Source organism: Salipaludibacillus sp. CUR1, from assembly GCF_021028955.1.
Taxonomy (GTDB): domain Bacteria; phylum Bacillota; class Bacilli; order Bacillales; family Salisediminibacteriaceae; genus Salipaludibacillus.
Map to the genome: position 1 here is coordinate 84035 of NZ_JAIWPE010000053.1, position 26990 is coordinate 111024.

26 protein-coding genes are annotated in these 26990 nt (G+C 43.2%); 14 read left to right on the forward strand and 12 right to left on the reverse strand.

Going from position 1 to position 26990, the window contains the following annotated elements; all coding sequences use genetic code 11:
* The first annotated feature begins 108 nt into the window (after window positions 1-108).
* The 8 genes from K8O68_RS10775 (at window position 109) to K8O68_RS10810 (ending at window position 11990) form a co-directional block, all read left to right on the forward strand.
* The gene (locus K8O68_RS10775) at window positions 109-918 is read left to right on the forward strand and encodes an ion transporter (protein WP_230896889.1); all 810 of its coding nucleotides are present in this window, start codon (window positions 109-111) and stop codon (window positions 916-918) included.
* Window positions 919-1361: 443 nt separating this feature from the next.
* A complete protein-coding gene (locus tag K8O68_RS10780) occupies window positions 1362-1742 on the forward strand; it encodes a VOC family protein (RefSeq protein WP_230896890.1) in 381 nt (126 codons plus the stop codon).
* A 447-nt stretch (window positions 1743-2189) separates the two neighbouring features.
* The gene (locus K8O68_RS10785; protein ID WP_230896891.1) at window positions 2190-3461 is read left to right on the forward strand and encodes a sugar ABC transporter substrate-binding protein; all 1272 of its coding nucleotides are present in this window, start codon (window positions 2190-2192) and stop codon (window positions 3459-3461) included.
* Between the two features lie 89 nt (window positions 3462-3550).
* Complete coding sequence (locus K8O68_RS10790; RefSeq protein WP_230896892.1) at window positions 3551-4432, forward strand: carbohydrate ABC transporter permease; 882 nt, start codon at window positions 3551-3553, stop codon at window positions 4430-4432.
* Window positions 4433-4443: 11 nt separating this feature from the next.
* Window positions 4444-5259: a carbohydrate ABC transporter permease gene (locus tag K8O68_RS10795; protein ID WP_230896893.1), complete on the forward strand. Its 816-nt coding sequence runs from the start codon at window positions 4444-4446 to the stop codon at window positions 5257-5259.
* 36 nt (window positions 5260-5295) lie between these two features.
* The gene (gene bglX, locus K8O68_RS10800) at window positions 5296-7455 is read left to right on the forward strand and encodes a beta-glucosidase BglX (RefSeq protein ID WP_230896894.1); all 2160 of its coding nucleotides are present in this window, start codon (window positions 5296-5298) and stop codon (window positions 7453-7455) included.
* A 47-nt stretch (window positions 7456-7502) separates the two neighbouring features.
* The gene (locus K8O68_RS10805; protein ID WP_230896895.1) at window positions 7503-10841 is read left to right on the forward strand and encodes a GH36-type glycosyl hydrolase domain-containing protein; all 3339 of its coding nucleotides are present in this window, start codon (window positions 7503-7505) and stop codon (window positions 10839-10841) included.
* A gap of 153 nt (window positions 10842-10994) precedes the next feature.
* Window positions 10995-11990: a LacI family DNA-binding transcriptional regulator gene (locus K8O68_RS10810; protein ID WP_230896896.1), complete on the forward strand. Its 996-nt coding sequence runs from the start codon at window positions 10995-10997 to the stop codon at window positions 11988-11990.
* Window positions 11991-12163: 173 nt separating this feature from the next.
* Here the strand turns inward: K8O68_RS10810 and K8O68_RS10815 are convergent, their stop codons facing one another.
* The 5 genes from K8O68_RS10815 to K8O68_RS10835 are packed head-to-tail and all read right to left on the reverse strand — an operon-like array spanning window position 12164 to window position 16772.
* Window positions 12164-13171, reverse strand: a complete 1008-nt coding sequence (locus K8O68_RS10815; protein WP_230896897.1) for a proline racemase family protein — start codon at window positions 13169-13171, stop codon at window positions 12164-12166.
* Between the two features lie 30 nt (window positions 13172-13201).
* The gene (locus K8O68_RS10820; protein ID WP_230896898.1) at window positions 13202-14482 is read right to left on the reverse strand and encodes a TRAP transporter large permease; all 1281 of its coding nucleotides are present in this window, start codon (window positions 14480-14482) and stop codon (window positions 13202-13204) included.
* A complete protein-coding gene (locus K8O68_RS10825) occupies window positions 14482-15000 on the reverse strand; it encodes a TRAP transporter small permease (protein ID WP_230896899.1) in 519 nt (172 codons plus the stop codon). Before K8O68_RS10825 ends, K8O68_RS10820 begins: the two co-directional genes overlap by 1 nt.
* Before the next feature lie 27 nt (window positions 15001-15027).
* Complete coding sequence (locus K8O68_RS10830) at window positions 15028-16074, reverse strand: DctP family TRAP transporter solute-binding subunit (RefSeq protein ID WP_230896900.1); 1047 nt, start codon at window positions 16072-16074, stop codon at window positions 15028-15030.
* Between the two features lie 2 nt (window positions 16075-16076).
* Window positions 16077-16772, reverse strand: a complete 696-nt coding sequence (locus K8O68_RS10835) for a GntR family transcriptional regulator (RefSeq protein ID WP_230896901.1) — start codon at window positions 16770-16772, stop codon at window positions 16077-16079.
* A 451-nt stretch (window positions 16773-17223) separates the two neighbouring features.
* Here K8O68_RS10835 and K8O68_RS10840 point away from each other — a divergent pair, with 451 nt between their 5' ends.
* The 6 genes from K8O68_RS10840 to K8O68_RS10865 all read left to right on the forward strand — a co-directional run bounded on the left by K8O68_RS10840 (window position 17224) and on the right by K8O68_RS10865 (window position 22177).
* Window positions 17224-17868: a CAP domain-containing protein gene (locus tag K8O68_RS10840; RefSeq protein WP_230896902.1), complete on the forward strand. Its 645-nt coding sequence runs from the start codon at window positions 17224-17226 to the stop codon at window positions 17866-17868.
* 30 nt (window positions 17869-17898) lie between these two features.
* The gene (locus K8O68_RS10845) at window positions 17899-18537 is read left to right on the forward strand and encodes a cell wall hydrolase (protein WP_230896903.1); all 639 of its coding nucleotides are present in this window, start codon (window positions 17899-17901) and stop codon (window positions 18535-18537) included.
* A 212-nt stretch (window positions 18538-18749) separates the two neighbouring features.
* A complete protein-coding gene (locus tag K8O68_RS10850) occupies window positions 18750-18989 on the forward strand; it encodes a hypothetical protein (RefSeq protein ID WP_230896904.1) in 240 nt (79 codons plus the stop codon).
* A gap of 392 nt (window positions 18990-19381) precedes the next feature.
* On the forward strand, window positions 19382-20872 hold the full coding sequence (locus K8O68_RS10855; RefSeq protein WP_230896905.1) for an MBL fold metallo-hydrolase: 1491 nt from the start codon (window positions 19382-19384) through the stop codon (window positions 20870-20872).
* Window positions 20873-20877: 5 nt separating this feature from the next.
* The gene (locus K8O68_RS10860) at window positions 20878-21147 is read left to right on the forward strand and encodes a DUF3006 domain-containing protein (RefSeq protein ID WP_230896906.1); all 270 of its coding nucleotides are present in this window, start codon (window positions 20878-20880) and stop codon (window positions 21145-21147) included.
* Between the two features lie 172 nt (window positions 21148-21319).
* Complete coding sequence (locus tag K8O68_RS10865; RefSeq protein ID WP_230896907.1) at window positions 21320-22177, forward strand: alpha/beta hydrolase family protein; 858 nt, start codon at window positions 21320-21322, stop codon at window positions 22175-22177.
* Window positions 22178-22236: 59 nt separating this feature from the next.
* Here K8O68_RS10865 and K8O68_RS10870 read toward each other — a convergent pair whose 3' ends face one another.
* The 7 genes from K8O68_RS10870 to K8O68_RS10900 form a co-directional block, all read right to left on the reverse strand.
* A complete protein-coding gene (locus K8O68_RS10870; RefSeq protein WP_230896908.1) occupies window positions 22237-22890 on the reverse strand; it encodes a hypothetical protein in 654 nt (217 codons plus the stop codon).
* A 132-nt stretch (window positions 22891-23022) separates the two neighbouring features.
* Window positions 23023-23694 carry a transaldolase family protein gene (locus K8O68_RS10875; protein ID WP_230896909.1) on the reverse strand — a complete coding sequence of 224 codons (672 nt, stop codon included), beginning with the start codon at window positions 23692-23694 and terminating at the stop codon, window positions 23023-23025.
* A gap of 78 nt (window positions 23695-23772) precedes the next feature.
* Window positions 23773-24549, reverse strand: coding sequence for a sorbitol-6-phosphate dehydrogenase (srlD, locus tag K8O68_RS10880; protein WP_230896910.1), 777 nt, complete (start codon window positions 24547-24549; stop codon window positions 23773-23775).
* A 20-nt stretch (window positions 24550-24569) separates the two neighbouring features.
* Complete coding sequence (locus K8O68_RS10885; RefSeq protein WP_230896911.1) at window positions 24570-24938, reverse strand: PTS glucitol/sorbitol transporter subunit IIA; 369 nt, start codon at window positions 24936-24938, stop codon at window positions 24570-24572.
* A 24-nt stretch (window positions 24939-24962) separates the two neighbouring features.
* The gene (gene srlE / locus K8O68_RS10890; RefSeq protein WP_230896912.1) at window positions 24963-25976 is read right to left on the reverse strand and encodes a PTS glucitol/sorbitol transporter subunit IIB; all 1014 of its coding nucleotides are present in this window, start codon (window positions 25974-25976) and stop codon (window positions 24963-24965) included.
* 12 nt (window positions 25977-25988) lie between these two features.
* Window positions 25989-26534 carry a PTS glucitol/sorbitol transporter subunit IIC gene (gene srlA, locus K8O68_RS10895; protein WP_304619264.1) on the reverse strand — a complete coding sequence of 182 codons (546 nt, stop codon included), beginning with the start codon at window positions 26532-26534 and terminating at the stop codon, window positions 25989-25991.
* Between the two features lie 7 nt (window positions 26535-26541).
* Window positions 26542-26985, reverse strand: coding sequence for a transcriptional regulator GutM (locus K8O68_RS10900; RefSeq protein ID WP_230896914.1), 444 nt, complete (start codon window positions 26983-26985; stop codon window positions 26542-26544).
* Window positions 26986-26990 lie beyond the last annotated feature (5 nt).

Genomic DNA, 26990 nt, shown 5'->3' on the forward strand with positions numbered 1-26990 from the left:
TTCTAATATATATTAAACTATTTTACGTTTAAATTTATTTATCTCTCCAATGAAAATGATATAATAGAAAAGTTGAAGACCAACAATGGAAGGGATATGCGGGTACATATGGAACAGAAGAAAAATACTAACAGTCCTTTTAGGGAAAAAATAAGACAACTCGTCGAGCATAAGCTTTTTCAGCCACTCATCATTGCGATTATTCTTTTAAACGGTGTCGTCATTGTGGCGGAATCGTATTTGCCGGGCAATGATTTTTTACTAGTTTTGGATACGATTATCGTCTGGATTTTTGTCGTTGAATTGGGATTGAAAATTATTGGCCTTGGAGCCAGAGGGTACTTCTCGGAAAAATGGAATATCTTTGATTTTTCTATTGTGGCCCTCAGTTTAATCTTTTACAATACGCCGTTAGTGAGCGTACTGAGACTAATCAGGGTGCTGCGTCTCATACGAATGATTCCGGCTATTCCGGCACTGCGGAAAATTATTGATTCACTCATGAGATCCGTACCGGCGCTGGCAGGAATTTTAGGATTATCGATCTTAATCTTTTCTATTTATGCCATTATAGGAACCACTTTTTTCAGAGATGTCCTGCCTTATGAGTTTTTCGGCAGCTTCCACACCTCTCTTTTTACACTTATGCAGGTCGTTACGTTTGAGTCGTGGGCGAGCCAGGTGGCCAGACCGGTCATTGCAGAAATACCTTGGGCATGGGTATACTTTGTATCTTTTATCGTCATCGCAGCGTTGGTCATCCTTAATCTGGTCGTTGCAGTTATTTTGGATTACCTTGGGCACGACGATGAAATAGCTCATCAGGAACAGATGGAACGGCTGTACAAGGAAAACGAGGAGCTTAGAAAAGACGTTCAGGAAATTAAGCAAATTTTGTTACAAGAACGTGTGAAGTGAGTAGTTAATGAAGAAAAACTTTTATAATGATGAATGGGAGAGCCGTCAGGCGGCTTGGCAGCCCCGGTCGGGAAGAGGAAGGACAAAGTATAAAAGCTTTGTCTTTTTTTGTGTCTTGGACTTACAATCAATAGTGATTAAACAGTAGCAGAGTTATAAATATAAAAACTGCTTACGGTTGCTTCGCAGCCTGTTAAAAAAGGTGAAAGAAGAAGTCCTGATAAGTTATCTTCAACCTCCGCTTAAAACGCGGTAGTTAAATTAATTTTGTAAAATTCGAAATTTTAATAAACTATACTTAACCTACCATGCTACAATTAAGGAGCGAGTGACTGACCGGCTGCCAATCGGTTAAGTTGGCATTTGGATATGAAAGATCTTGGCGATGGGAAGGCAGGAGCATTGGATTTGATAGTTACTTAATTAAGGGAGTGGCTAAACCTATGATTAGTAAAGTTGGTCAAATTATGCTGTATGTGAATAACCAGGATGAGGCATTGAATTTTTGGACAGACAAAGCAGGATTTAGTGTGATTGCTGAAGACAATAACGGCCAAGGCATGAGATGGATTGAAATTGCTCCAACAAAGGACGCCGAAACACGTATTATTTTGCATAATAAGGAGTTAGTTGCAAAAATGTCACCTGACTTAAATCTTGATACCCCTTCTTTAATGTTTTTTTCTGAAAACCTCGACGAGCTACGCAGCGACTTTTTGAATAGAAATATCAAAGTCGGAGAGATGGTAAATATGCCTTCAGGCAGAGTTTTTAACTTTGCTGATAATGAAGACAACTATTTTGCTGTCATGGAGAAAAAATAACTTTTAAAATGACGAATCACCGTGTGATTAAGAGAACTTTTTCTTAAAATAATGGGGGTGTTTTTCTAACAAATAACACCTGCGACTGGGTACTTTCAGCAAAATGTCGTAGGTGTTTCTTTGTCGTTCCTCTCTCATCCCAGAACCATCATATTCATCATTCTACCCTCCTGATGGATTATGATAACCTGAACGACAGGACATAAGGGAAGGGAGCAGTAAATGACAACAAATAGTCATTTTAAAAAGTAAGGTGCAGTTCGAAGATAAGGAGTATCTCCCATAAAAAAGTGAACTATTTAAAAACTATTAAAAATGCCATTGACTTTTGAAAGCGTATTCACTTATCATAGTAGACAGAAATAGAAACGTTTCACTCAATGGATTTATAATTTTAATTAAAAATTTTTAGCATCAAATTGAAACGTTTCACCAATGAGGAGGATAATGATGAAATTTAAAAAAGGTTTGTCGATGGCTGCCGGTGTATCGCTTATTGTTGCCGCAGGCTGCGGAAATGACAACAATGCTGCTGATGGAGGCAATGGGGAAGAAAGCAACGGCGGGAATAACGGAGAGACCACCACATTAAGTGTGTGGGCGATGGGTGAAGAAGGTAATGCGCTCGGTTCATTTGTAGAAAGCTTCGAGAATGAACATGAGAATATTGAAGTAAATGTCCAGGCGATCCCATGGGATAATGCGCATGACAGTTTGCTTACAGCGGTTGCATCAGGTGACGGGCCGGATGTTCTCCAGCTTGGAACGACGTGGGTTGCTGAATTTGCAGGAGCAGGAGCGTTTCTTGACTTATCCGACTATAAAGATGACTATGACATGATTAATAATGACGATTTCTTTGAAGGTGCTTTAGATACTACCTACTATAATGATGCCATATACGGTGTGCCTTGGTATGTTGATACGCGTGTCTTATTTTACCGCACCGATATTCTTGAAGAACACGGTTACGAAGAGCCGCCCCAAAATTGGGAAGAGATGCTTGAAGTATCCCGCGAGTTAGCTGACCGCGGCGATGGGATGTACGGTTTTGATATTGACCAGAACGATCAGCTTGTGCCTCCTATTTTTGCATGGCAAAACGGCTGGGAGTTTAATGAAGAGGAAGCTGAAGAAAACTTCGCTGATCCGGCATTCAGGGAAGCGATGGATTATTACCACACATATTTTGCTGAAGGATTGGTCCAGGAAACAGAAGGGGTGCCGATTGAACAGGGATTTGAAGAAGGCTCCAAGCCGATGTTTACGAGCGGTCCTTGGATGATCAACATTATCCGAAACGAGGCTCCTGACATTGACGGCGACTGGGATGTAGCTATGTTCCCTGGCAGTGAAAAAAATGCGTCAGCCATTGGCGGATCTCACCTCAGCGTATTTGCTGAAACAGAAAATCCAGAAGAAGCGCTGGAATTTATTTCATATATGTCAGAGCCGGAGACCCAAATTGAATGGTTCAAGGAGACGAATACGCTCCCTGCGCGACAATCCGCTTGGGACGATGAAGAACTGCAGGAGGATGAAAAACTTGCAGTATTCGGTGACCAGCTTGAAGAAGCGGTAGCACCGCCGGTACTGAGCCAGTGGGAAAATATCGCTCAGGATCTGCTGTCTTCCCTTGAACGTATTAACCGCGGCGGAGCGGACCTAGATGAAGAACTGGATAACTTCCAGCAGCAGGCTGCCAACCGCCTCGACTAATAAATAACGTTAAGTTTAGAGAGAAAGGTTCATAAGCAGCCTTTCTCTCTCTCTTATCTCAGATCTCTTTATGTAAGGAGGAAAGGTACGTGAATCATAAAAACGCCCTCACACCGTGGCTGTTTATCGGTCCTGCAGTCTTGCTGCTGATCATGTTTTCATTGCTTCCTATTCTGGTAAGCCTTTTGATCAGTTTTACTGATATTGACCTCATAGGCCTTGGCAACTGGGATATGATCGAATTCGTCGCTTTCGAGAATTTTATCGCTCTTTTCCAGGACCCGCTGTTTCACCGGTCAATCTTTAATACACTCGTTTACGTTTCTATAGGCGTTCCTTTAGTCATTGTCTGCTCGCTTAGCGTTGCTCTCATGCTAAATTATATGTCAAACAAACTTTTCTCATTTTTCAGAGTCCTGTTTTACGTGCCTTCCATTACAAACATTGTCGCAATTGCTGTCGTATGGGGATTTTTGTACAACATGGATGTAGGACTGTTTAATTTCATTTTAAATTCACTCGGTTTACAGAATGTCCCGTGGCTCGAACACCCGTTCATGGCAAAAATCTCGCTTATTATTCTTGCAGTCTGGAAAGGAATCGGAATTAATATGCTGATCTACCTTGCTGCCCTGCAGTCCATTCCGCGGTCTTTCTATGAAGCAGCTGATATAGACGGGGCCAATAAATTACAGAAACTAAGGTATATCACCATTCCGTCTTTAAGTTACGCCACTTTTTTCGTCACTGTGACCACGTTGATCGGCTGGCTGCAATTCTTCGAGGAGCCGTTTGTCATGACAGGAGGGGGACCACTCGATGGGACTATGTCTATGGCCCTCTTTATCTATGAAAGAGGTTTCCAGTACAACGAGTTTGGCTATGCAGCCGCAGCTTCGCTCATATTATTTATATTTATTATCGTAGCTACACTAATTCAGTTTACATTTAACAAATCGAAAGAGAATTGAGGTGAACACTTGTGAAAAACAGATTTGAAAAACTGTTAATAACATCAGCTTTACTAATAGGCGGATTTATTGTGTCTATCCCGTTTATCTGGATGATCTTGAGTTCTTTTAAATCAGAGAGGGAAGCACGGACCATGCCTCCGACATTTTGGCCGCAGGAGTTCACTTTTGAGCACTATATCAATCTCTTTCAGAATTTGAACTTCGGCACCTATTTTACAAACACACTCATAATTGTTCTGTTTGCGATGCTCGGTCTTCTCTTTAATACGATGGCAGGTTATGGATTCGCTAAGTTCCAGTTTAAAGGGAAAGAAGCGGTGTTCATCGCTGTGCTCGCGACCATGATGATTCCGGCCCAGGTCTCAATGATTCCTGTTTATCTGCTTCTGAATCAGATGGGTCTTACGAACACAATGTCAGGTATTATTTTGCCGGGCTTAATTGCCGCTTTTAACATTTTTCTGATCCGTCAGTTTATGACTACTATTCCTAACGATTTAATTGAATCAGCCCGGATTGACGGGGCGAAGGAGTTTCGTATTTTTTTCCAGATTATCATTCCACTGTCCAAACCTGTCCTGGCGGTACAGGCGATTCTTACATTTGTAGGTGCCTGGAACAGTTTCCTTTGGCCGTTAATTGTGGCCAATGACCAGGCCTTGTATACACTATCCGTAGGACTTGCTCTATTACAGGGGCAGCATTCAAGCAGCTTCGCCCTTCAAATGGCCGGGGCTACAGTGATGGTTATTCCTGTACTAATCCTTTTCATATTCGTACAGAGATATATTGTAGAAGGGTTTAATACGACCGGAATTAAGTAAGGAAATGTCAGTTCGCATAATCAGGAGGCAAAATGTATGTACGATACAGAGTTAAAAGAATTAGTCCAGAAAATGACAATCGAAGAGAAAGCTGACCAGATGTCTCAGGTCGTTTCTTCTTTTATTCATAAAGACAGCGGACAGGATAAAATCACCGGACCATTTTCCAGCTTTGAAGTGGCTGATGAAGATATGAGCGGCAGCGGGTCCGTTCTTGGGGCAGCAGGAGCGGACGATCTCCGCTCAATCCAGAAAGACTACCTGGAACGGAACCGCCTGGGCATCCCGCTTTTATTTATGGCCGATGTGATTCACGGCTATAAAACAGTCTTCCCGGTCCCTCTTGCGTTGGGCTGCTCATGGGATCTTGAGGCTGCAGAGGAAAGTGCTCACATAGCGGCAAAAGAGGCTGCAGCAGCGGGGCTTCATGTCACTTTTTCACCGATGGTTGATCTTGTCCGCGATCCTCGCTGGGGAAGAGTGGTTGAAACAACTGGCGAAGATCCATATTTAAACGGGAAGTTTGCCCGGGCATTTGTCCGTGGCTACCAGGGAGAGGATCTGGCGGGTAACACGTCAAAAATCGCAGCATGTGTGAAGCATTTTGCGGCCTATGGCGCACCTGAAGGAGGCAGGGATTATAACACCGTTGATATGTCGGAACGTCAGCTTAGAGAATACTATTTGCCGGCTTATGAAGCAGCTTTAGATGAAGGGGTCGAAATGGTGATGACGGCGTTTAATACGGTAGACGGGATTCCGGCCACAAGCAATAGGCGGCTTATGAGAGACCTGCTAAGAGGTGAGCTGGGATTTGATGGTGTACTAATTTCTGACTGGGGGGCTGTTATGGAAGCGATCCCCCATGGGGTGGCGGCTGATAACCGGGAAGCAGCTTTGAAATCTCTGAAAGCAGGTGTCGACATTGAGATGATGACCCCTTGTTATATTCAGCATCTGAAAAACCTGGTTGAAGAAAATAAAGTGTCTGAGAAATTGTTGGATGAAGCTGTTTTGCGAATCCTTAAGTTGAAAAATAAATTAGGACTCTTTGAAAATCCTTATCGGGGCGCAAATAGAGAGCTCGAACAAAAAGTGATCTTGTCAGAGGAGCACCGGGTGGCAGCCCGCGAGACTGCGGCAAAGTCATGCGTCCTGCTGAAAAATGAAGATGTTCTTCCTCTCAGTACCGAACAGAAGGTGGCTTTAATCGGTCCTTTTGCCGAAAGCAGAGACCTAATGGGACCGTGGTCAATTTTTGGGCCTGAAAATGACGTCGTGTCAGTGAAAACAGGCATCGCATCGAAAAAGGGTGTGAGGCTTACCGTTGAAACAGGCAGCCACATTGAATCGGTGACAACGAAGCAAATTGAGAAAGCTGTTAAGGCAGTTGAACAATCCGATGTGATCGTATTGGCGCTTGGGGAGCATTCAGATATGAGCGGGGAAGCAGGCAGCCGGACGAATATTCAATTGCCTCACGCGCAGTTGAAACTGGTGAAGGAATTACGGAAGACAGGTAAACCGGTAGTGACCCTCTTATTTAACGGACGGCCGCTTGACCTGCACGGTGTCATCGAGGAATCCGATGCTTTGCTGGAAGTGTGGTATCCGGGCTCTGAAGGAGGCAATGCGGTTGCTGACCTGCTGTTCGGTGATAAAAACCCGTCAGGAAAACTAACGATGTCCTTTCCTCATAACGTAGGACAGGTGCCTGTTTACTATAATTCATTTAACACAGGCAGGCCGAAAGATGAGCTCGACCCATCAGACCGTTACGCATCAAAATATCTGGATGCTCCAAACGAGGCCATGTTCCCGTTCGGGTTTGGACTGAGCTACACGTCATTTGACTATTCAGAGCTTCATCAGTCATCAGACAGATTACCGGCCGGGGAGTCTATTGACGTATCAGTAGAAGTGACTAACAGCGGAGCAACAGCCGGTGAAGAAACAGTTCAGCTGTACCTTCGGGATCTTGTGGGCGAAGTGATTCGTCCCGTGAAAGAATTGAAAGATTTCAGGAAAATTTACCTTGAGCCTGGAGAAACCCGGAAAGTGGTCTTTAAGATTAATGAGGAGGATTTAAAGTACCATCACAGCGACTTGTCTTACCGGGCCGATCCCGGCGATTTTACAGTAAGTGTCGGACCTGATAGCCGCAATACGGAACAACTCCGGTTTACTTACGAATAGATGAAATTATTAGATCTGTCTGAAACAAACGGCGAGGAGAGATACAGGTGAAAAAAGAGACACATCCTATTTATAAACATGATATCCTTTCTGGGGATTTGACATTTACCTTTTTAAATACCGGTGATATTTTTGAGATCCGTTCGCAGAGATGCATGATCAATCAATGGAATGGCAATGTTATTGACGGTTCCTTAAATAATATTTTCTTGCGTATTCACAATGAAGGCACAATTAAGTGGTGCCCTTTGGTAGGAGTGAAATCCGCCGGCACTGTCCATTTTGCTGCTGATTCTGTGCAGTGGAAAGGGACCTTTGAAAATGTCGCCTATCGCGTGACATTTTCCCCCGATCCTTCCGGCATCTGGTTCTGGAAAGTGGAATTAGAGGGTGAAAGAACTGAAGTGGATATTGTGTACGGCCAAGATCTTGGGCTTGGAGAGCCTGGAATGGTCCGAAATAATGAAGCCTACGCTTCCCAGTACATCGATCACAAACCTTTTCTAAGTGAGGAAAAAGGCTTTGTAGTAACAAGTAGGCAGAATCTTCCACAGTCAGGCAGCAACCCTTATATACAGCAGGGATGCCTTGGAGGTGCCAAGGGTTATAGTACGGACGGTTTTCAATTCTTCGGGCTCTCATATAAGCAGACCAATAAGCCGGAGTTGTTAAACCGGTCGTCCTTCCCGAATATGAATTATCAGTATGAATTTGCCTATACTGCGCTCCAGTCCTATTCTTTCCAACTTAACGGCAGCAAGGAAATCGTTTTTTACGGGCTTTTTAAAGAAAACCACCCTGGGCCTGTTAAGGAGCTGGAATTCCAGGATGAGGCAGAAGAGGCATGGAACCGTGTGAAAAACCAAGCTCTTTCCCCTGTCACTAACGAGAAAGGACCTTTTAAATCATTTACTGGAGGGCTGTTAGAGACGGTTCCTCTCACTGAAGAAGATCTGGACAGCCTTTTTCCACAAAAAATATTTGAGGAAAAAGCTGACGGGAAACTGGCCTCATTTTTCACAGACACTTACGAACACGTAGTGCTGCCCGAAAAAGAGCTGAGAATGGAACGTCCGCACGGCCATATTTTAATGACCGGGAACAATGACCGGCTGGACCAGCAGGTCATGACTACCACCTCTTATATGTATGGCATCTTCAATTCCCAGGTGGCACTGGACAATACGTCCTTTAACAAGATGACAACGAACGCCCGGAACCCGTTAAATATCCCCAAAACTTCCGGGCAGCGGATTTATATTGAAAAAGAGGGGAAGTATCAGCTTCTTGCCGTCCCGTCGTTATTTGAAATGGGCTTTAATTATGTCCGCTGGTATTACAAAACAGAAGATGACCTGATCATCGTGACAAATTATACGGTGACAGACGACCCGGTTATCCAACTGGAAGTGGAATCAGAGAATAAGCAGGCTTACCGTTTTCTTGTAACAAATCAGGTGTCAATGGAAAACCATGAATACGAACAACCTTTCTTCGTGCAAGAAAAAGAAGGCTCATACATTTTCTCAGCAGATGAAAATGCTGTGAGCAGCAGCGTCTTCCCGGAACTTGCTTTCAAACTCACCTTTGACGGTACGGACACGCAGATGAAAGATGAAACGGCATTAACTGAAAATTCGGATCATGAAACAGCTTCATTAATTGTGCATGAAACGGACAAAACAGCGTCCTGGAAAATGGTGATAAGCGGCAGTTTGAGCGGTGAGTTTCCACCTGATACATTTAAGGATTTCTCTCATGAAAAAGAGGCCTACCGGCAGTTTATCAAAAATCTGATGAATGGATTTAAGCTTGAAATGAACGGCTCTACATCCCATGAACTTGAAAGGCTGAATACACTTGCCTGGTGGTATACGCATAACATGCTCGTCCATTATTCCGTTCCGCACGGACTCGAGCAGTACGGCGCAGCAGCCTGGGGAACACGGGATGTGTGCCAGGGACCTGCCGAATATTTCCTCGCCATGCAGAAATATGACCAGGTGAAAGATATCTTAAGGGTCGTTTACTCTCATCAGTATAAAGATACAGGCAACTGGCCCCAATGGTTTATGTTCGACGAGTATTCCCGCATCCAGCAGGAAGAAAGCCACGGGGATATTGTTGTCTGGCCTCTTAAACTGCTTGCTGATTACTTGGAAAAAACGGGAGACAAGGAATTTTTAAATGAAGAATTGCCCTACACGAACAGGGAAAGCAAGGAGTTTACCGATGGGAAGGACACTCTTCTAGGCCATATGACCAAACAGATTGACTATATTAAAGGGCATTTTCTGCATGATACCTTTTTGTCTTCTTACGGTGACGGAGACTGGGATGATACGCTGCAGCCGGCAAATCAGGAACTGAAGCAGTACATGGTGAGCAGCTGGACGGTTGCGTTAACGTTCCAGGTGCTGACCCAGCTTGCAGGGAATATTAAGGCGCCCGCACCTGAGAAAGCGGACGAATTGGCTGAACTTGCCGCGGGAATAGAAAAAGATTATCAGGCCTATATAAGGGATCATCAGGTCATCCCGGGATTTTTATACTTGGAAGATAAGGCCCAGCCTGAGAAAATGCTTCATCCAACGGACAGCAAAACGGGGATTGATTACCGTCTTCTTCCAATGATCCGCAGCATGATCAGCGAGTTGTTTAATGAAGGGGAAGTAAAAGACCATTATAAGCTGATTAAAGATTACCTGTTTTTCCCGGATGGTGTGCGTCTTATGAATCAGCCTGCCCAATATGAAGGCGGGGTCAGCAAACACTTCAAACGGGCTGAGCAAGCAGCAAATTTTGGCCGGGAGATAGGCCTTCAGTACGTCCACGCCCATATCCGCTTTATCGAAGCCATGGCTAAAATAGGGAAAGCCAACGATGCCTGGGCCGGTCTGAAAGCTATCAACCCGGTAGGGATTTACGAATCGGTGCCGAACGCTGACTTACGCCAGAGCAATGCCTATTTCAGCAGTTCAGACGGGAAGTTCAATACGCGGTATGATGCAGCAGAGAATTTTCATTTGCTGAAAGAAGGCAAAGTTAAGGTGAAAGGCGGCTGGCGCATTTATTCAAGCGGCCCGGGAATTTATATGAACCAGCTTATCTCACATGTGCTTGGTATCCGAGATGAAGGGGATAAACTGATTCTTGATCCATCACTGCCTGAACACTTGGATGGACTGAATTTCAACTTTTCGGTTGACGGACATCCTGTAACAGTCATTTATCACTTTTCAGGTGAACCAGCGCCGCGTGTGAAAGTGAATGGGACAGACGTTCCTTCCGAACACACATTTAACCGCTACCGGCCAGCTGGATTGAAGATTAATAAAAGATGGATTGATTCAACTGAAATAAATGAAATCGATCTTTATATGTAGTAAATTAGGAGTAAGAGCAGAATGCGGAAGTTATCAGTTGGCGGGTCAGAATTTAAATCCCCACCGGTCCGCAGATTTTCATTTACTTTTTTTCTAATAACAATCATTTGGGAAATACTAAAATACACAGCTTGAAAAAGAGGGGGTGAATCCATGCCTACTATTAAAGATGTTGCTAAAAGAGCCGGGGTAGCGGTATCCACCGCCTCTTACGCTTTAAGCGGAAGCAGTAAAATTAAAGGCACAACTAGGGAAAAAGTATTACTAGCAGCTAAAGAGCTGAATTACCGGAAAAACGGACTGGCGATGGATTTAAAAAAGAGTAAAACAAAAACGATCGCCTTGATTTTAAGCGACCTGTCAGGTCCTTTCTATTCAGAGTTAATCCGGGGTGTGCAGGAGCTGGCGCTTGAGAAAGAGTATGACTTGATCGTATGCGGTTCTCACGGAGATGAAAGTTCCACTGCTGCTAAATTCTTAAGGGAAACACGGACAGACGGCGTAATTTTACTTGCGCACAATATTAATAGCGAGTTTATACGTGAATCAGCTCGCGAAGGTTTCCCGATCATCGTACTTGACCGGCATTTGTCCGGTGATCCGAATATTATCAGTATTAACGTAAATAACCGTAAAGGCGGTTATCATGCCACTGATTATCTGATCCAGAGCGGCAAAAAGTCGGTTGGACTGATTAGCGGACCATCAAATTCTGCGGACAGCCAGGATCGGGTGGCAGGCTATAAGGAAGCCCTTGAGGCCCATGGAATAACCCCTCTATCGAAATGGATTATTAACGGGAAGTTTACCCAGGAGGGCGGTTACCAGGCGACAAAAATGCTGGTTCACCAGGGCGACATTCCGGAAGCCGTGTTCTATGCTAATGATGAAATGGCGATCGGCGGCCTTGAAGCTTTAAAAGAACACAATATCCGTGTGCCTGAGGATATATCTATTATAGGGTTTGACGATATCCAGCTCACACCGTATTTGACGCCGCCTCTCACAACAATGCGGCAGCCGAAATATGAAATAGGAAAGCTCGCCGCACATGTTATATTCCGAGTGCTTGAAGGCGACCAGGTCAATGAGCATTACACCTTTGATACGGAACTGATCAAGCGGGAATCAGTGAGGATAGACCAGTAAAAGAGGGTATACAGTAATCGAAGGAAGCGGAGAGTCATATTTCCGCTTCTTTTGATGGTTTGGAAAGGATTTTGACATCTTTTTCTTAATCGAACAAAAACAGAAACATCCCTGTAGTTAAAGGATGTTTCTGGAAAACTTACCTTGTCCCTAAAAGGACTTTAAAACTTTAATTAATCAACCTTAAATCCATGCTTGAATGGATCGTTTGGATCAATTAAAATATTTTGGAAGCCGGTAACGAATGCTGTTCCCGTCACCTCGGTTGCCACAGCATCGACGTCTCCAAGTTTTACTCTGTTAAGCGCTTTTCCGGTAAATGTGCCTCCTACGAAGCCTTCACAAACGACTTCTTCTCCTATATCTAACTCTCCTCTTCCGACCATTCTGGAAACCATAGCTGTCGTACCGGTGCCGCCAGGGGATCGGTCTGCCTGTCTGTCACTGAAAACGTGGACGTTTTTATAAGTCGCTTCAAGAAGAGTGGGTTTCCCGTAGAAGGTGACAATATCCACTTTGTTAATATACGGTTTCGTCGGGTGCTGGACAGTCAGCTGCTTATTAACTTCCTCTTTAATAAGGGCGGCATATTTTTTGAGCTTCGTTCCATTTGCAACATCAATTTCTACATCTAATTGTTCCACATCCACCCAGGCAAAATAGTTTCCTCCAAAGCTGATATCTGTAGTGATTTCTCCAATACCGTCCACATTAAGCTTTACGTCTCTTTGCTCAAGAAAACCTGGCACATTTTCAAACCTGACTGAACTGACACGGTTATTTTCAATCTTACAAACCGGATAAACAAGGCCCGCAGGTGTTTCAAGAACCAGCTTTGTTTCCGGTTCGACTGCCTCTACAAACCCCATTTCTACAATGGCTGTTGCGACTCCGATCGTGGCATGCCCGCACATATTAAGAAAGTTAGTATTATCCATAAATATGACACCAAAGTCGATTCCTTCTCGTGTGGGAGGCAGTAACAGCGCACCAAACATGTCCCGGTGACCTCTTGGTTCCTGTATTAAAGACCTTCGCAGCCAATCGTAATTCTCTGCCATATAGTCGCGTTGTTCAGCGACAGTCTCGCCCTTGAGTTTTAACAACCCGCCATTAATAATTCGGGTAGGTTCACCGTAAGTGTGCGTTTCAATTGTCTGGATCATTTGATTAAAAATCATAAAAATCTCTCCTTTTGTTTTTAAACACAGTTATTGGATTAAGAGTCGAGGGAAGTAAAGCATAATATCCGGATAAAAAATCATCCCAAAAAGTGCAATAATTAATACAGTGATATACCAGATGTTATATTTGCTTGCTTCAAACATGCTTACTTTCGCAATAGCTGTAGTAATGTATAAGCCACTCGCTACCGGAGGAGTCTGCTGGCCAATTCCCCAGACTATAATAACGACCATAGCGAACTGTAATGGATCTATATTGGTCATCTGGACTAAAGGAAGAAATAATGGTACTAATACAACAACCATGACTGTACCATCAAAAATTAATCCACCAATAAACAAAATCAGACTGGCCATAAGCATGATCATAATAGGATTGTCCGAATAAGCCATGAACGGCTCCATCATTTGCCGGCCAATTCCTAAGGAAGAAAAAGAAAATCCTAAGATGGTCGCGGTAGCTACAATAAACATGACGAGCGCCGTATTACGTACACTGTCTTCAAGAGCCTTAATTAAGTTTTTCCATGACAGTTCTTTGTAAATGGCTCCGGCAAATAAACCGCATAATACCGCTAAAGCAGCTGATTCTGTAGGCGTCACCACCCCTGTCATAATTCCTCCCAGGATCACTCCGGGAACGAGAAGAGCGGGTATGGCATCAATAAAAGTCTTGTAAAGATAATGCCAGCTGAACGCCTTCTCCTCAAATCCATAATCATTTTTTAATGAAACGAGATAGGCGACCATCAGATACCCAAATGCAATCATTAACCCTATAGGAATACCTGTTAAAAAAAGACTGGCTACTGAAATGCCTGAAATTGAACCATACAGGATCATAGGAACACTTGGGGGAATTAAAATACCTAGAGAAGACCCTGCGGACGTCGTAGCTGCTGAAAATCCGGGCGCATAACCTTTTTTATTCATAGCCGGTATCATAATTTGGCCAACTGCCGCACTGGCAGCTGCTGCGGTACCCGTTATTGCTCCAAAAAAGACAGAAGCAAGAACGTTTACAAAGGCTAATCCCCCTTTAAACATCCCAACAATAGATAAAGCAAAATTAATTAAACGGTGGGACATACCGCTACAGTTCATTAAAGAGCCAGCTAATATAAAAAGAGGTATGGCCAACAAAGGAAAGCTGTTGGTCCCCTGATAAAGCTGCTGGACAAGGAGGCTCATCGGTAAATCAGTCAGGATTAATAAGAAGGCTAATGCTGTGACACCAAGAGCGAACGCAATAGGAACACCCAAGGCAAGCATCAGTAAAATAACAGCCAGCATCAACGCTGCAGTCATTATTCTCCCTCCTTCCCGAACTTATGTCCTGCTTTTCTTTCTTTAAAATTCTGAATAGCCTTGTTAATCTCTGTGATAAGTTGCAAAATTACTTCAACAAACATGAGAATAAAGGCAAGCCATATCATGCCGTATGGAACCCACATGGGCAAGCCGGTAATTGGCATCGTCGTTTTGCCGGCCGATTGAATGAAAGGATATGCCCATATATTGGTCATGAAAAGGAACCATATCACAATACTTTTAGAGAATATTAGCAACAAAGGCTTCCACATAGAAGGTATTTTATCTTCTAAAAAAGACATTTTTAAATGGCTGTTTTCAGCAGTACATTGGTAAGCGCCCAGAAAAGTAATCCAAATCATACTTAAGATAGCCATCTCTTCAGGCCAGGGAAGAGGGTTGCTGAGAACCCTCCTGAAAATGACCTGTATTAAAAGAATGGTGAACATACTGAATAGAACGGCATTATTGGAATATTTAATAATTAGAAATAGTGAGCGGTGAATCATTTTCATTCAAATCACCCTTATAAAATGGCTGAGTTACTGGGTAGCAAGGATATCATCAATAATTTGCTGGCCTTCTTCACCTAGCTCTTCTGTAACGGTCTCCCATACAGATTTTGTAGCTTCCTGGAATGGAACGATATCTTCAATTTCAAACACATCCATACCTTTTTCTTCGAATTCTGAAATAAGAGCATTATCTTGTTCCGCGTTGAGCTCCCTGTTTATATCACGACCCGCTTCTGCCGCTTCCAGAATAATGGTTTGTTGTTCCTCTGTTAAACCCTCCCATTTGTCATTATTAATAAATAAAGAGGCAGGGGAGTAAACGTGATTAGTGATCGTCAGGTAATCCTGTACATCATAGAAAGAAGAACTTTCTACTACTGAAAGCGGGTTTTCCTGGCCGTCAATCGCTCCTTGCTGCAATGCTGTAAATACTTCTGAGAAGGACATAGGTAAAGGGTTCGCCCCTAATGCCTCAAATGTCTGGATTCTAACTGTACTTTCAGGGACTCGGATACTTAATCCTTCGAAATCTTCAGGTGACGTAATCTGGTGACTATTATTTGTAACCTGTCTGAACCCGTCTTCCCAATATGCGAGATGCATGAGATTATTATCGAGTAAATGTTCTCCAACGTTTTCGCCTATTTCTCCGTCTAAAACTTCCCAGGCATTTTCTCTGTCAGTAAAAATATACGGCAGTGAAAAAATCTCAACATAAGGATTGATTTGAGCTAACGGGGTAGAGGAAATTCCGATATCAATCGTCCCTACTTCCACGCCTTCCTGAATTTCACCGCCAGAACCGCCTAGGGCACCTCCGCCATGAATTTCTATTTCCACCTCACCGTTTGTTTGTTCCTCAACGATTACTTTAAATTCTTCCGCTCCGATGCCCCATGGGTGGTCAGTGGGCAGCTCATAAGCAAAACTTAATGATACCGGATCAGGTTGATTGCCTGAATTGTTCTCGTCTGGATTATTTGCGGAACCTTCCTGCTCAGAATTACACCCAATAGCTAACACAGCAAGTGACGGGAGGAAAATAGACATTACTAATTTTTTGTGGAATGTCATGATTATGATAACTCCTTTCTATTCTTGGAACTGAAACGAGTAGCCTTCATATCTTCCAGCACAACATTTTCATATTCTAAGACGCCTTCAAGGTGATTTCTGAATAACCTTTCCACTTTGTCCTTATCGCGTTCTTTAAGTGCTTCATAAATATCGTGGTGCTCGTAAATCGACCTTTGAACTAAATCCGGACGAGCCATAAAAGAATATCTGAAAGAATAAATATAATCGTGGAGATTTTCTAATATTTTTATTGTACGTTTTAAATTTGAAGCCTTAATAATCAACGAATGAAACTCATCATGGGCTTTACTTAAACTGTCGACATCATTTGACTCAAAATGATTAATTGCCTCATCAAGCAACTCACCAATATATTTGAGATCCTCATCAGTTAAATAATCGACAGAGCACCTCGCTGCGACGGGTTCTAATTGCGAGCGAATTAAATTAATCTCATTAATTGATTCGGACGTGATCCCTTTAACAAGGCAGTATTTCCTCGGTTTAATGACAATCAGATCTTCCAACTCTAATTTGTGCAATGCTTCCCGCACAGGAGTACGGCTCACCCCAAGCTGTTCGGCTAATTCAGCTTCGCTAAGTTTATCACCTGGGTTTAGTTCATTATTTAGAATCATAGCTCGCAATTGTTTAAATACAGTTTCACGAATGGACAAAGTCTCAACTTTTTTCATTTGTGTCCTCCTTTCAAGGATTTGTCTTTTAGCAACAGAGACACATTGTATCCCAGTTGAGTGAATGTAGGTCTCATTTTATGAAACATTGTATCCCAATTCAACATTTTTTTAGAATATTAAGATTATTATAAAAATTAAAGTCGACAGGAAAGCCAATAGCCACAGGCTTTAGTCAGGAAAACACGACCTCCAGCATTCGACACAGGTAAGTTATGGAAAGACTAAAGGGAGTAGTGAAGCCGAATAACATTTTTTGGTTAAGGGGAGTAATTAATAGATTATTACATATTTGATATGGAACTGAGACAGAGAGCATACTTATTGTGTTTTCACCCATCCCGCCCGCTTCATTGGAATAAATTACAGGTTTATTTCCGTTTTTGCCTGCGTTACCGTATGTAACTGTAAAAAGATTTTATTCTTATGGAAGAAAGGAAGGTCTTTTTTTATGAAAAAATTTCTTGGAGCGCTTTTATCCGTTACGGTAGCGCTTGGTATTTTTGCAGGGCCGGCAGGTGCCTACGAGTATTTTGATGAGCCGCCGTTTGAAACTTACAAGGTCAGCCAGGGTGACAGCTTTTTCTATATTGCCCAGCGTTACGGCTTGGACTTCCGTGAGCTTCAACGAATTAATTCGGATGTTGACCCGTATAACATGCAAGTGGGGTCAAGAATCCAACTGATAGAAAGCGACAGCAACCAGACTGAACCGGCGGAGCCGGCTGAAGACAGTTATGAGGCAGAAGTGGTCCGGCTTGTGAATGAGGAGCGTACGAGCCGCGGATTGGATCCATTGGAGCACAGTCCCGAAGTTCGGAACGTTGCACAGGCTAAGTCAAAAGATATGGTGGACAACAACTACTTTAGCCATACGAGCCCGACTTACGGTTCACCGTTCGACATGCTGAATACATACGGTGTTCAGTACCGGACTGCAGGGGAGAATATTGCCCGAGGACAGCGTTCCCCAGAAGCGGTCGTAAATGCTTGGATGAATTCCCAGGGACACCGTGAGAATATCCTTAATGCCAATTTCTCAAAAATTGGCGTTGGACACTATGAAAATACGTGGACACAGTTATTCACAGATTAATATTTTAAAGAAAGAAAGGTTTGAATGATTTTGAAAAAGTTAGCAAGTGGATTATTAGCAGGAATCTTTGTTTTTACAGCGGGAAACGCCGCACAGGCAAATTACGAGTACTTTGATTCACCTCCGTTTGACACTTACAAAGTCAGCGAAGGGGATACATTAAGCTATATTGGCAAACGTTACGGGGTGGAATTGGACGACCTTTACAGCTTTAACCCGGATATCGAAGGGGATTTAATTGTGACTGGTGAATCTATTAACCTTGTCGGAAACCCCGATAACACCGATAATGGGAGCGCGGACAGAATAGAATTAAGCGCCAGTGAACGTGACTTGCTGGAACGTCTTGTCCACGCTGAAACACGCGGCCAGGATTACGAAGGCAAGGTAGCTGTTGCGGAAGTAGTCTTTAACCGTGTTGACAGCGACGACTTCCCGGACACTGTCCGTGACGTCATTATGCAGAATCGTCAGTTTTCACCAGTGGCTAATGGAGCCATTAACAACAATCCTAGTTCAAAAACGAAGGAAGCCGTGCAGGATGCTGTGGAAGGAACAAATCTCGTAGACGATGCGTTGTTCTTCTGGAACCCGGACATTGCGACTTCCCGTTGGCTGGAAAGCATGACAGTCGTAAGAACGATTGATGATCATGAATTTTTGAAATAAATAGAGTTATGGGAAGCAAGGGATGAACCGTCCCTTGCTTTTTTAGTTGCAAGATAACGGTTTCATCGAGTGAATTCATTTAATGAATGTGTTTATTTAGGGGAGGGCCTCGTTAAGAAAGCGAAAGTTTTTTCAAGTATGCCGATCTAGTGTAAGATAGAGTAGCTGATAATTTACAAATACATTTTAAAGCTACAGGGAGGCCGAAGTCAGTGAGTTGGATGAATGTACTCTATATCGTCGTCGCAGTCGTATGGATAGCTGCAGGTCTTAATAAAACCATTCAAAAGAAAGAACCTAAATTAGCCACGATCCTGCTGTACAGTGGAATTGCTTTAGCCGTAGGGGGAGCGGCTAACCTAATAGTCAATTCTTTCGCGTTGCTGGTCATCATCTTTGGAGTGATAAACCTAACAGCCCTTTTTATGTTCATACTGAAGATGAGAAACTGAAAGCTTGCTTGCACAGCAAGCTTTTTTGATAGGTTAAAAACGAAACTTTGCCGTATAACGGTGTGGCTCTACCGTATAACCGCTTAACTCTACCGTATAATCGTGTGACTCTACCGTATAACTGCTTAACTCTACCGTATAAAAACGACACTCTACCATATAACAAATTTCGACAAAAACTTCATCGCTCGGCCTGCAAAACTCCATCCCCCCCGATAACACAAAAAAACCATCCTTATTATAAAATCCTGAAAGGACTCTGTAATAGGAACCTCGAAGTATAACTCTATTCCACCATTTGATATACTTTTTTTAAGCAATTAAATAGGCTGTGAGGTCATGAGGTAGCGGCAGTTTACTAAGATGATGAGAGATAAAAAGGGGTTTTTTAAATGAGAAACAGACTAATGATGATGGTGCTGAGTGTGATCACTCTGGTAACCTTCACAGCCTGCGCGGAGAATGAGGAACAGGCAAACCAGGACGTGCCTGACGAGCAGAATGAAAGTAACTTTGAGGCAGAAAATAATAATGAGCCGGAGGAGGCACTTAACGAAGAAAACACCACCGGAAATGAGGCTGCAAATAACAACGAAGCTGAAAATAATGCGGTAAATGAAGCGGAAGAGAATGAAGAGGAGGCGGAAGAATCCGCATCTGAAACTAACGAGGCAGCTGATGAGAACGAAGAAACTAACGAAGAGACGAACGAGACGAATTCAGCAGAGAACGACAGTGAAAGTGGAAACAACAATCCTTCTGAAAATGACAACAACAATACCGAAGAATCAGAAGAATTCACAGAACTTGAGGAGTTAGCCGTTCATTTTATAGATGTGGGACAAGCTGACGCGACTTTATTTAAGTATTCCTACGAAGGGGAACGGTATAAAGTTCTGTTTGATACCGGAAACTGGAACAGAAATGACGTCGCAAACTATCTTAATGACCAGGGGATTTCCAGTATTGATATTATGATTGGATCGCATCCCCACGCGGATCATATAGGACAGATGGATACGATTATTAATGAGTTTGATGTCTCTGAAGTTTGGATGTCAGGGGATACGACAACTTCACAAACATTCCAGCGTGTCATGGATGCGATTGAAGAGAGTGATGCGGACTATTATGAACCACGGACAGGCGATATTTTTGACGTAGGGCCTTTGGAAATTACGATCATTAATCCTGACAGTCTGACAGGTGACGTTCATGAAGGGTCTATTTCAGCAGTATTCAAGTATGGAGAGACTTCGTTCATATTAACAGGTGATGCGGAGGAACAAACCGAACAGGCCATGGTCGACCGTGGCTTCGATTTGGATTCGGATGTGCTGCAAGTCGGGCACCACGGGTCATCCACGTCCACCATTCAGCCGTTTCTTGACGCGGTTGCTCCCGATATTGCTATCATTTCAGCGGGGGAAAATAACCAGTACGGCCATCCGCATGATGAAGTGGTCGAGCGGATATTGACAGCTGACGTAGACCTGTATGGGACCTATGTTCACGGAACCATTATCGTCGAATCAGATGGCGAGTCTCTTAACGTCCTGACAAAAGAAGACGGCACGGTGACGCCGCCGTCTACCGGTCAAACGGCTCCTTCTGATTCTGCTAACGACTCAGAAACCAATGCTGAAAACGAGACCACTGAAACGGAAGAAGAAAGCTCTGAACCAACTGACGGGGCCTGTATTGATATTAACAGCGCGAGCCAGTCAGAACTTGAGGAGATCATCCATATCGGGCCTGCGCGGGCCGAAGAATTAATTGACCTGCGTCCGTTCGGGTCATTAGACGATCTGACCAGGGTCAGCGGAATTGCTGAGGGCAGACTGACAGATATCAAAGATGAAGGCAAAGCTTGCGCGAGGTGATAAAATTGAGAGTTGACGGCTTTCTGGATCGAATAGAAGACGGGAAATTCGGCGTTATCCTCGTTGAGGATATTGGAAAAGAATATATTGTCCCTAAGAATAACCTTCCTGACGGCGCCAGGGAAGGCATGTGGCTAACCGTGAACATACAAGAGGAAGAAGTTAAAAGTATAGAGATTAACCGCACGAAAACGGTCGGCTTGCAGCAGAAAATTGACTCTCAGATGGAGCGGATTCGGAAGAAGAAAAAAGGAAGTAAGTTTAAGAGGAAATAGATAAATATCATCTTTAAGAGAACAGCTGTCCCAATATTTGGGGACAGCTGTTTTAATTTTAGAACCGTTGCTGTTTAATCATTCCTGCGGCGAATAGTTCGGTATACTAAATAGTAATTGAAACTTTTTCCAAAGATCACTCGTACAGTATTTTAGAAGGAAGGATGATACTATGCTCAAAAGAGGCAGTGTGGCAGGGCTCGTTTTACTCCTGGGGGCGTGCTCTGGAGAAGAGGACGCGCTCGTGGAAAAAAACGAGCTTAGTCATTTTACGAGTGATTTCGATGTATCTGCTTGGGAAATTGTTTATAAAAGTGACGACTATCTGATCGATGGGTATGTCGTTCGTCCTAACGGACCGGAAGACGAGTATCCCACGCTTATTATTAATAGAGGAGGAAACCGTGATTTCGGGGAGATTACCGAACAGCAGCTTGCCGGATTGCATGCGTACTGGGCTGATAAAGGCTATACCGTGATCGCAAGCCAGTACAGGGAAGGCGGCGACAGTGAAGGTGAGGATGAGTTCGGCGGAGAAGACGTGACGGATGTGATGCAGCTGGAACAAGTGGCCAAAGAACTCACCTTTGCGGATGAGGAAACCATCTTTATGCTCGGATACTCCCGAGGAGGAATAATGGCGTACCGAGCCATAGCTGAAGGAATGGATGTTACAGCAGCTGCGGCGGTTGGTGGAGTCTCGGACATGATGGATACTTATGAGTTTCGGGGGCCAAGGATGAAAAGGGTGCTCGTCGATCTGGTAGGCCATCCTGCAGAAGTTCCTGAAGCCTACGCCAAACGCTCAGCTCTCGAGTGGCCGGAAGACATTACAGTGCCGCTCATGCTTCTACACGGTGAAGCAGATGAACAAGTGCCCTTAGACCAATCGGTCAGGTTATACGAAGCTCTACATGAGCTTGGTTTTGAGACAGAGCTCGTTACCTATGAGGAAGGCGACCATGGCCTTTCTGACTATTTCGATGAGTACACCATGGAAATTGATGAGTGGTTTTATAAGTATAAATAAGCTTTAGAGGGAAAATTCCCTCTAGAGAACGCGGCAGCGCGGGGGACCGAGGGGCACCTCTAAAACAGCCCCCTAAACCACGCGGCAATGCGCTGGAAAAAGTTTAATTCTCCATTCTCAACTTCAGAAGCTGTACTCATACCAGTCTCATTCACGTCATTCATAGTATAGGCGGCAGCGCCTTCTACGACATGGACAAGTTCCTCTCCAAACTCTTCATAAATGACGGCAGCATTTTCTTCAGTATACGGATTAATGCCAACTTCCACGTGGGTATCTGTGACGCTTACAGCAGTATGCTCGATAGAGAAATCATTGTAATTGAAGCCCCCAGCGTCAATTTCGGCTTGCTTATCCAGCAAGTCTTCTTCAGTGTAGTCAACTATGCGGATTTCAATTTCAGCAGGATCTTCCACAAGGTCATAAATGTTCTCTTCATGCTCTTCAGCGAGCGGCTCTGTAAACAGAAAGACAAGGACACCCAATTCACGTTCTTTGCGGTCTATAAATCGACCGGCAAAATGCTCATCGGCATTCTCTTTAATGTAGGCTGTCACATCTTCCATCACTTCTGTATGGTTCGGATCGATCCCATCGTCTTCCCATTCCTGCAATTGTTTATCCAAGTTATCCTGCTCAGCAGCAGCTTCGGTTGGGAGAGAAGAGATGGTTAAAATCAGCACGGTTCCCGCAACAGCAAGCTTTTTAAACATAGGCCCCTCCTAAAGTTTTCGGCAGTTACTTATTTAGACGGTAAAATAGAGGCGTGGTTTCGAAGAAATATACTATAGGCCTAAATAAGCGTAAGTAATTTATTTAGGAGCGCCATTTTATTAGGCATAACTTTATTTTAATTCCATATCCCCAAAAGTATCTTCCCAGTCTCTTTGAAACTGAACAGCACTGGTACCGGAACTTAAATGAGCATAGGAATGTTTAAGTAAATCAGGGCTTGCAGTGAGGGCGTGGCTTCCTGCCAACGTACAGTCGAATATTTGTTTTGAATTTTTAAAGCTCGCTGCGAGCACTTGACAATTGTACCCGTAATTCCCTAATATAGCGAGGCTATTCTTAACAACCTGTACCCCATCACCGCCATGGTGGTCAATCCTGTTTACATACGGTGCCACATATGTTGCACCTGCTTTAGCTGCCCAATGAGTTTGCTGGGCGGTGAACACAGCCGTTGCTAATGTTTTATAGTTTTCATTATAAAGGTGTTGAATAGCTTTGAGTCCATTAGGGGTGACGGGGATCTTAATCACTGTGTTATCTCCCAAAGAATTAACCAGTTGATAAGCTTGCTCAATGAGTTTGTCATAATCATCATGAATGACCTGCGCAAAAAGGAGCTGTTGATCAGAAAGGATCTCCCGAATATCTCCTAGTAATTTTAAGGAACTTGCCGGGTTTTCTTTACTAATTAGTGAGGGGTTTGTAGTGACTCCGTCAACTGGAAAAATGCTAATAATCTCTTTAATGTCAGTCACACTTGCAGAATCAATGAATAAGTTCATTTTTTTCTCTCCTTATCTACTAAACTATATAATGAAAAACGGGCATGCATTAGAAATGCGTGCCCGTTTTTATTCTGTTTAATGCATAACCTGGCCGCCAGTGACATTAATAGATTGGCCAGTCATGTAAGAGGCTTTATCTGAGGCGTAAAAAATGACGGCATTGGCGATGTCGTCGTAAGTGCAGCCCCTTTTCAACGGGACTTTCTCTTTATAGACATCAATCACTTCATCTTCATTAATATTCAGTTTTTTAGCATATTGCGGGATTAAGCTTTGGAACATTGGGGAGTCTAAAAGATTACCCGGCATAATAGAATTAACACGGATATTGTGCTCAGCTAAATCTAATGCGAGACTTTGTGTCAAGCCGACGCCGCCAAACTTTGAAGCCGAATAGGCAGAATTGTGCTTGCTGCCTACTTTCCCAGACTTGGAGTTTATTTGAATAATGTTCCCATAACCTTGTTCAATCATAACTTTTGAAACTTCCCGTGCGCATAGGAAATATCCCTTTAAATTAACACCTACCGTTTTGTCCCAGTCAGGAAGTTCGAAATTTGTTATTTTTTGACTGACTGCTATGCCCGCATTATAGACAAGCAAGTCAATTGAAGCAAAATTTTCTTTCGTATGCGTAATAAGATCTTCAACCTCATCTTCTTTCGTAGCATCACATTTAAAGGCCGTTGTCTTTATTTCATAGTTATCTGCTACCTCAGCAGCCACTTGGTCTGCTTTCGCTTTATCTATATCAACTACTACAATGTTATAATAATCTTCAGCAAGACGGTGGCACAGTGCTTCACCGAGACTTTGGCCGCCTCCTACTACAATTGCTGTTTTAGTACTCATGGGGAACCCCTCCAAATATATTAATTGCGTGTGATTTTTAAAGTAGACCCAACCTCCACAGGCTTAATTTTTTTGTTTTCCAAGCAAAGGTAGCCTGGGAGGTCCGGTTCTGTTTTTCCGTAAAAGCTGAGAGTAATATGACCCAGCTGATTCAAGTTTTCATTGACAGCGCTTCCTACCGCTGTAACTTCATAAGATACTTCATCAATATAAAGGGTGTCGCCAACCTGTACATCTTTATGAAGTTTATTCTTCTCGTGTAATACGCAATAATCTTTCATTTCTTCCGGTGCTCCGGTTTTGAAGAGAATAATCATTTGATCTTCATAAAAACCTTCAACCATACTTCCAAGTTCAACGACATTTGTTTCATAGATGACTGCCATCATGTACAACCCCTTTAATAATTGATATTAGTAATTCGTATATAAACCGAAGCTTGCCAGCCAAGCTACAAACACGGTGGGGGCCCCGGTTAAAAATCGTGAATATAAAACAGATGGTACCCCGACTTCAACTGTTTCAGGCTCTGCTTCTGCCAGCCCCAAACCAACTGGAACGAAGTCCGCTGCTGCCTGAGAGTTAATAGCAAATAATGCAGGCAATGCGAGATGGGGAGGTATATTGCCTCTTCCGATCTCTGTCCCGATTAAAACACCTATAACTTGTGCAATTACTGCACCAGGCCCAAGGAACGGAGACAATAGAGGGAAAGATACCACTAAAGATATAACAATGAGGCCCGGTAAAGACCCTGCGTAAGGTGATAAGAACTGGGCGAACAAATCACCAATACCACTTTCCAGAATCACTCCTATAAGCATTGCAACAAAGGCCATGAAAGGTAAGATGGTTTTCAAGACGGTATCTATCGTTTCTCTTCCAGCCTGGAAAAGCTTGTTAACGATCTCGCCCATAAACATACCGATTCTAGTCATCAGGCCTTTAGGCTTTCGCTGTTCACTGATTTTCTTATCAGCTGTATATTTTCTTTCAGGTTCGTCTGCTTCCTGAGTGGTGGTTTCAGCTGTTGCTGCACTTTGTGAATCTGTAATTAACTCAATATCTGTATCCCGTACACCTGACACATAAATATCCTCTGTGATATACTTAGCTAAAGGGCCACTTTGACCAGTAGACATTATATTAATAGTAGGAATACGTTTTTGCGGGTAGATGCCGCATCTTAAAGTACCGCCGCAATTAATGATGACACAAGCTGTCTCTTCGTCGGGAACGCTTGTTTTAAAACCGTCAACTAATTCGCCATTGGTGAGTTCAGCAATCCGAACTGCTACTTCGGGTCTGTCTCCGCCAGTGACGTATACTATTTTGTTTTTCTTTTCGTCTACGTGGATATGAAGTGGCCCTCCAAATCCACCTGGACCTGCTTTTACTTCAATTGATCGATAGTTATTCTGACTCATGTTTACACCCCTTTATAAGTCAATTTTCTCTTTGAGTTTTATGCCTTGCTGTCTTTCAACATAAGCCGTAGTAAAATCAGTTATCCACCCTCTGAAGAAGTTTGTCACAATTCCTACAAGAAAGTAGAAAACGGCGAGTTCGCCTATAGGCAATCCTAACGTTTGAATTCCTTGTGCAATTCCAAGAAATACAAACAATTCTGCAGGGTTAACGTGCGGGAACAAACCGTTATGGGAATGTACAGAATAGGATGCAGCCGCATAATAGCTTGGTTTGTGTTTCTCTGGTAAAAACCTTCCAAGTGACAATGTCATTGGATTTGCGAGGAAGAAGGCACCTAATATAGGCAAGATAAAATATCTTGAGAAGATATTATTTCCTGCTCTGGCAGCAAACCTTTCCACTTTGTCCTCTCCAATAAATTTGACCAATGCGTTCATAGCGACTAATAAACAGATTAGTAAAGGTATAATGCCTGTTACAAAATCTACAAATACCTCCCCGCCAGCCTCGAACAGACCGATAAACCCATCAGCAAAAGCTGAAATATAATCCAACATTTTTTCACCCCTCTTTTAAAGTAAATAGTTTATTCGAAATCCTTTTGAATAAACTAGGCTTTTCGTGTACTTCACCTCCTTGTAATACTACAGTTTTATATTGGGCAACTGCATCTTGAATGGAAGCAGCTGTCAATACGTCATATTGTTTTATATCAGTTTCTTTAAGTTTCGTAATATTTTTACCCACAATACCTTTCATAGGTCTCACTTTTGAAAGGACTGTGACCCCTTGCATTTTTCTTGCATCAATAATTTCTTTGCGCGTGTTAACGCCTAACATAACAACGGTGCCGGCCCGGAGAAAACCGCGTCTTCTGCCGACAGCAACCTTGCCCTCCCGCCTCATCTCTACGAAGTGCCGGTTAAAATGGCGAATTTGAAGAAAACCGAAGAAACTTTGAACCAGCCAAGCCAGCCCTATTAAAATAATTAAATAAATTAGCAAAGCAC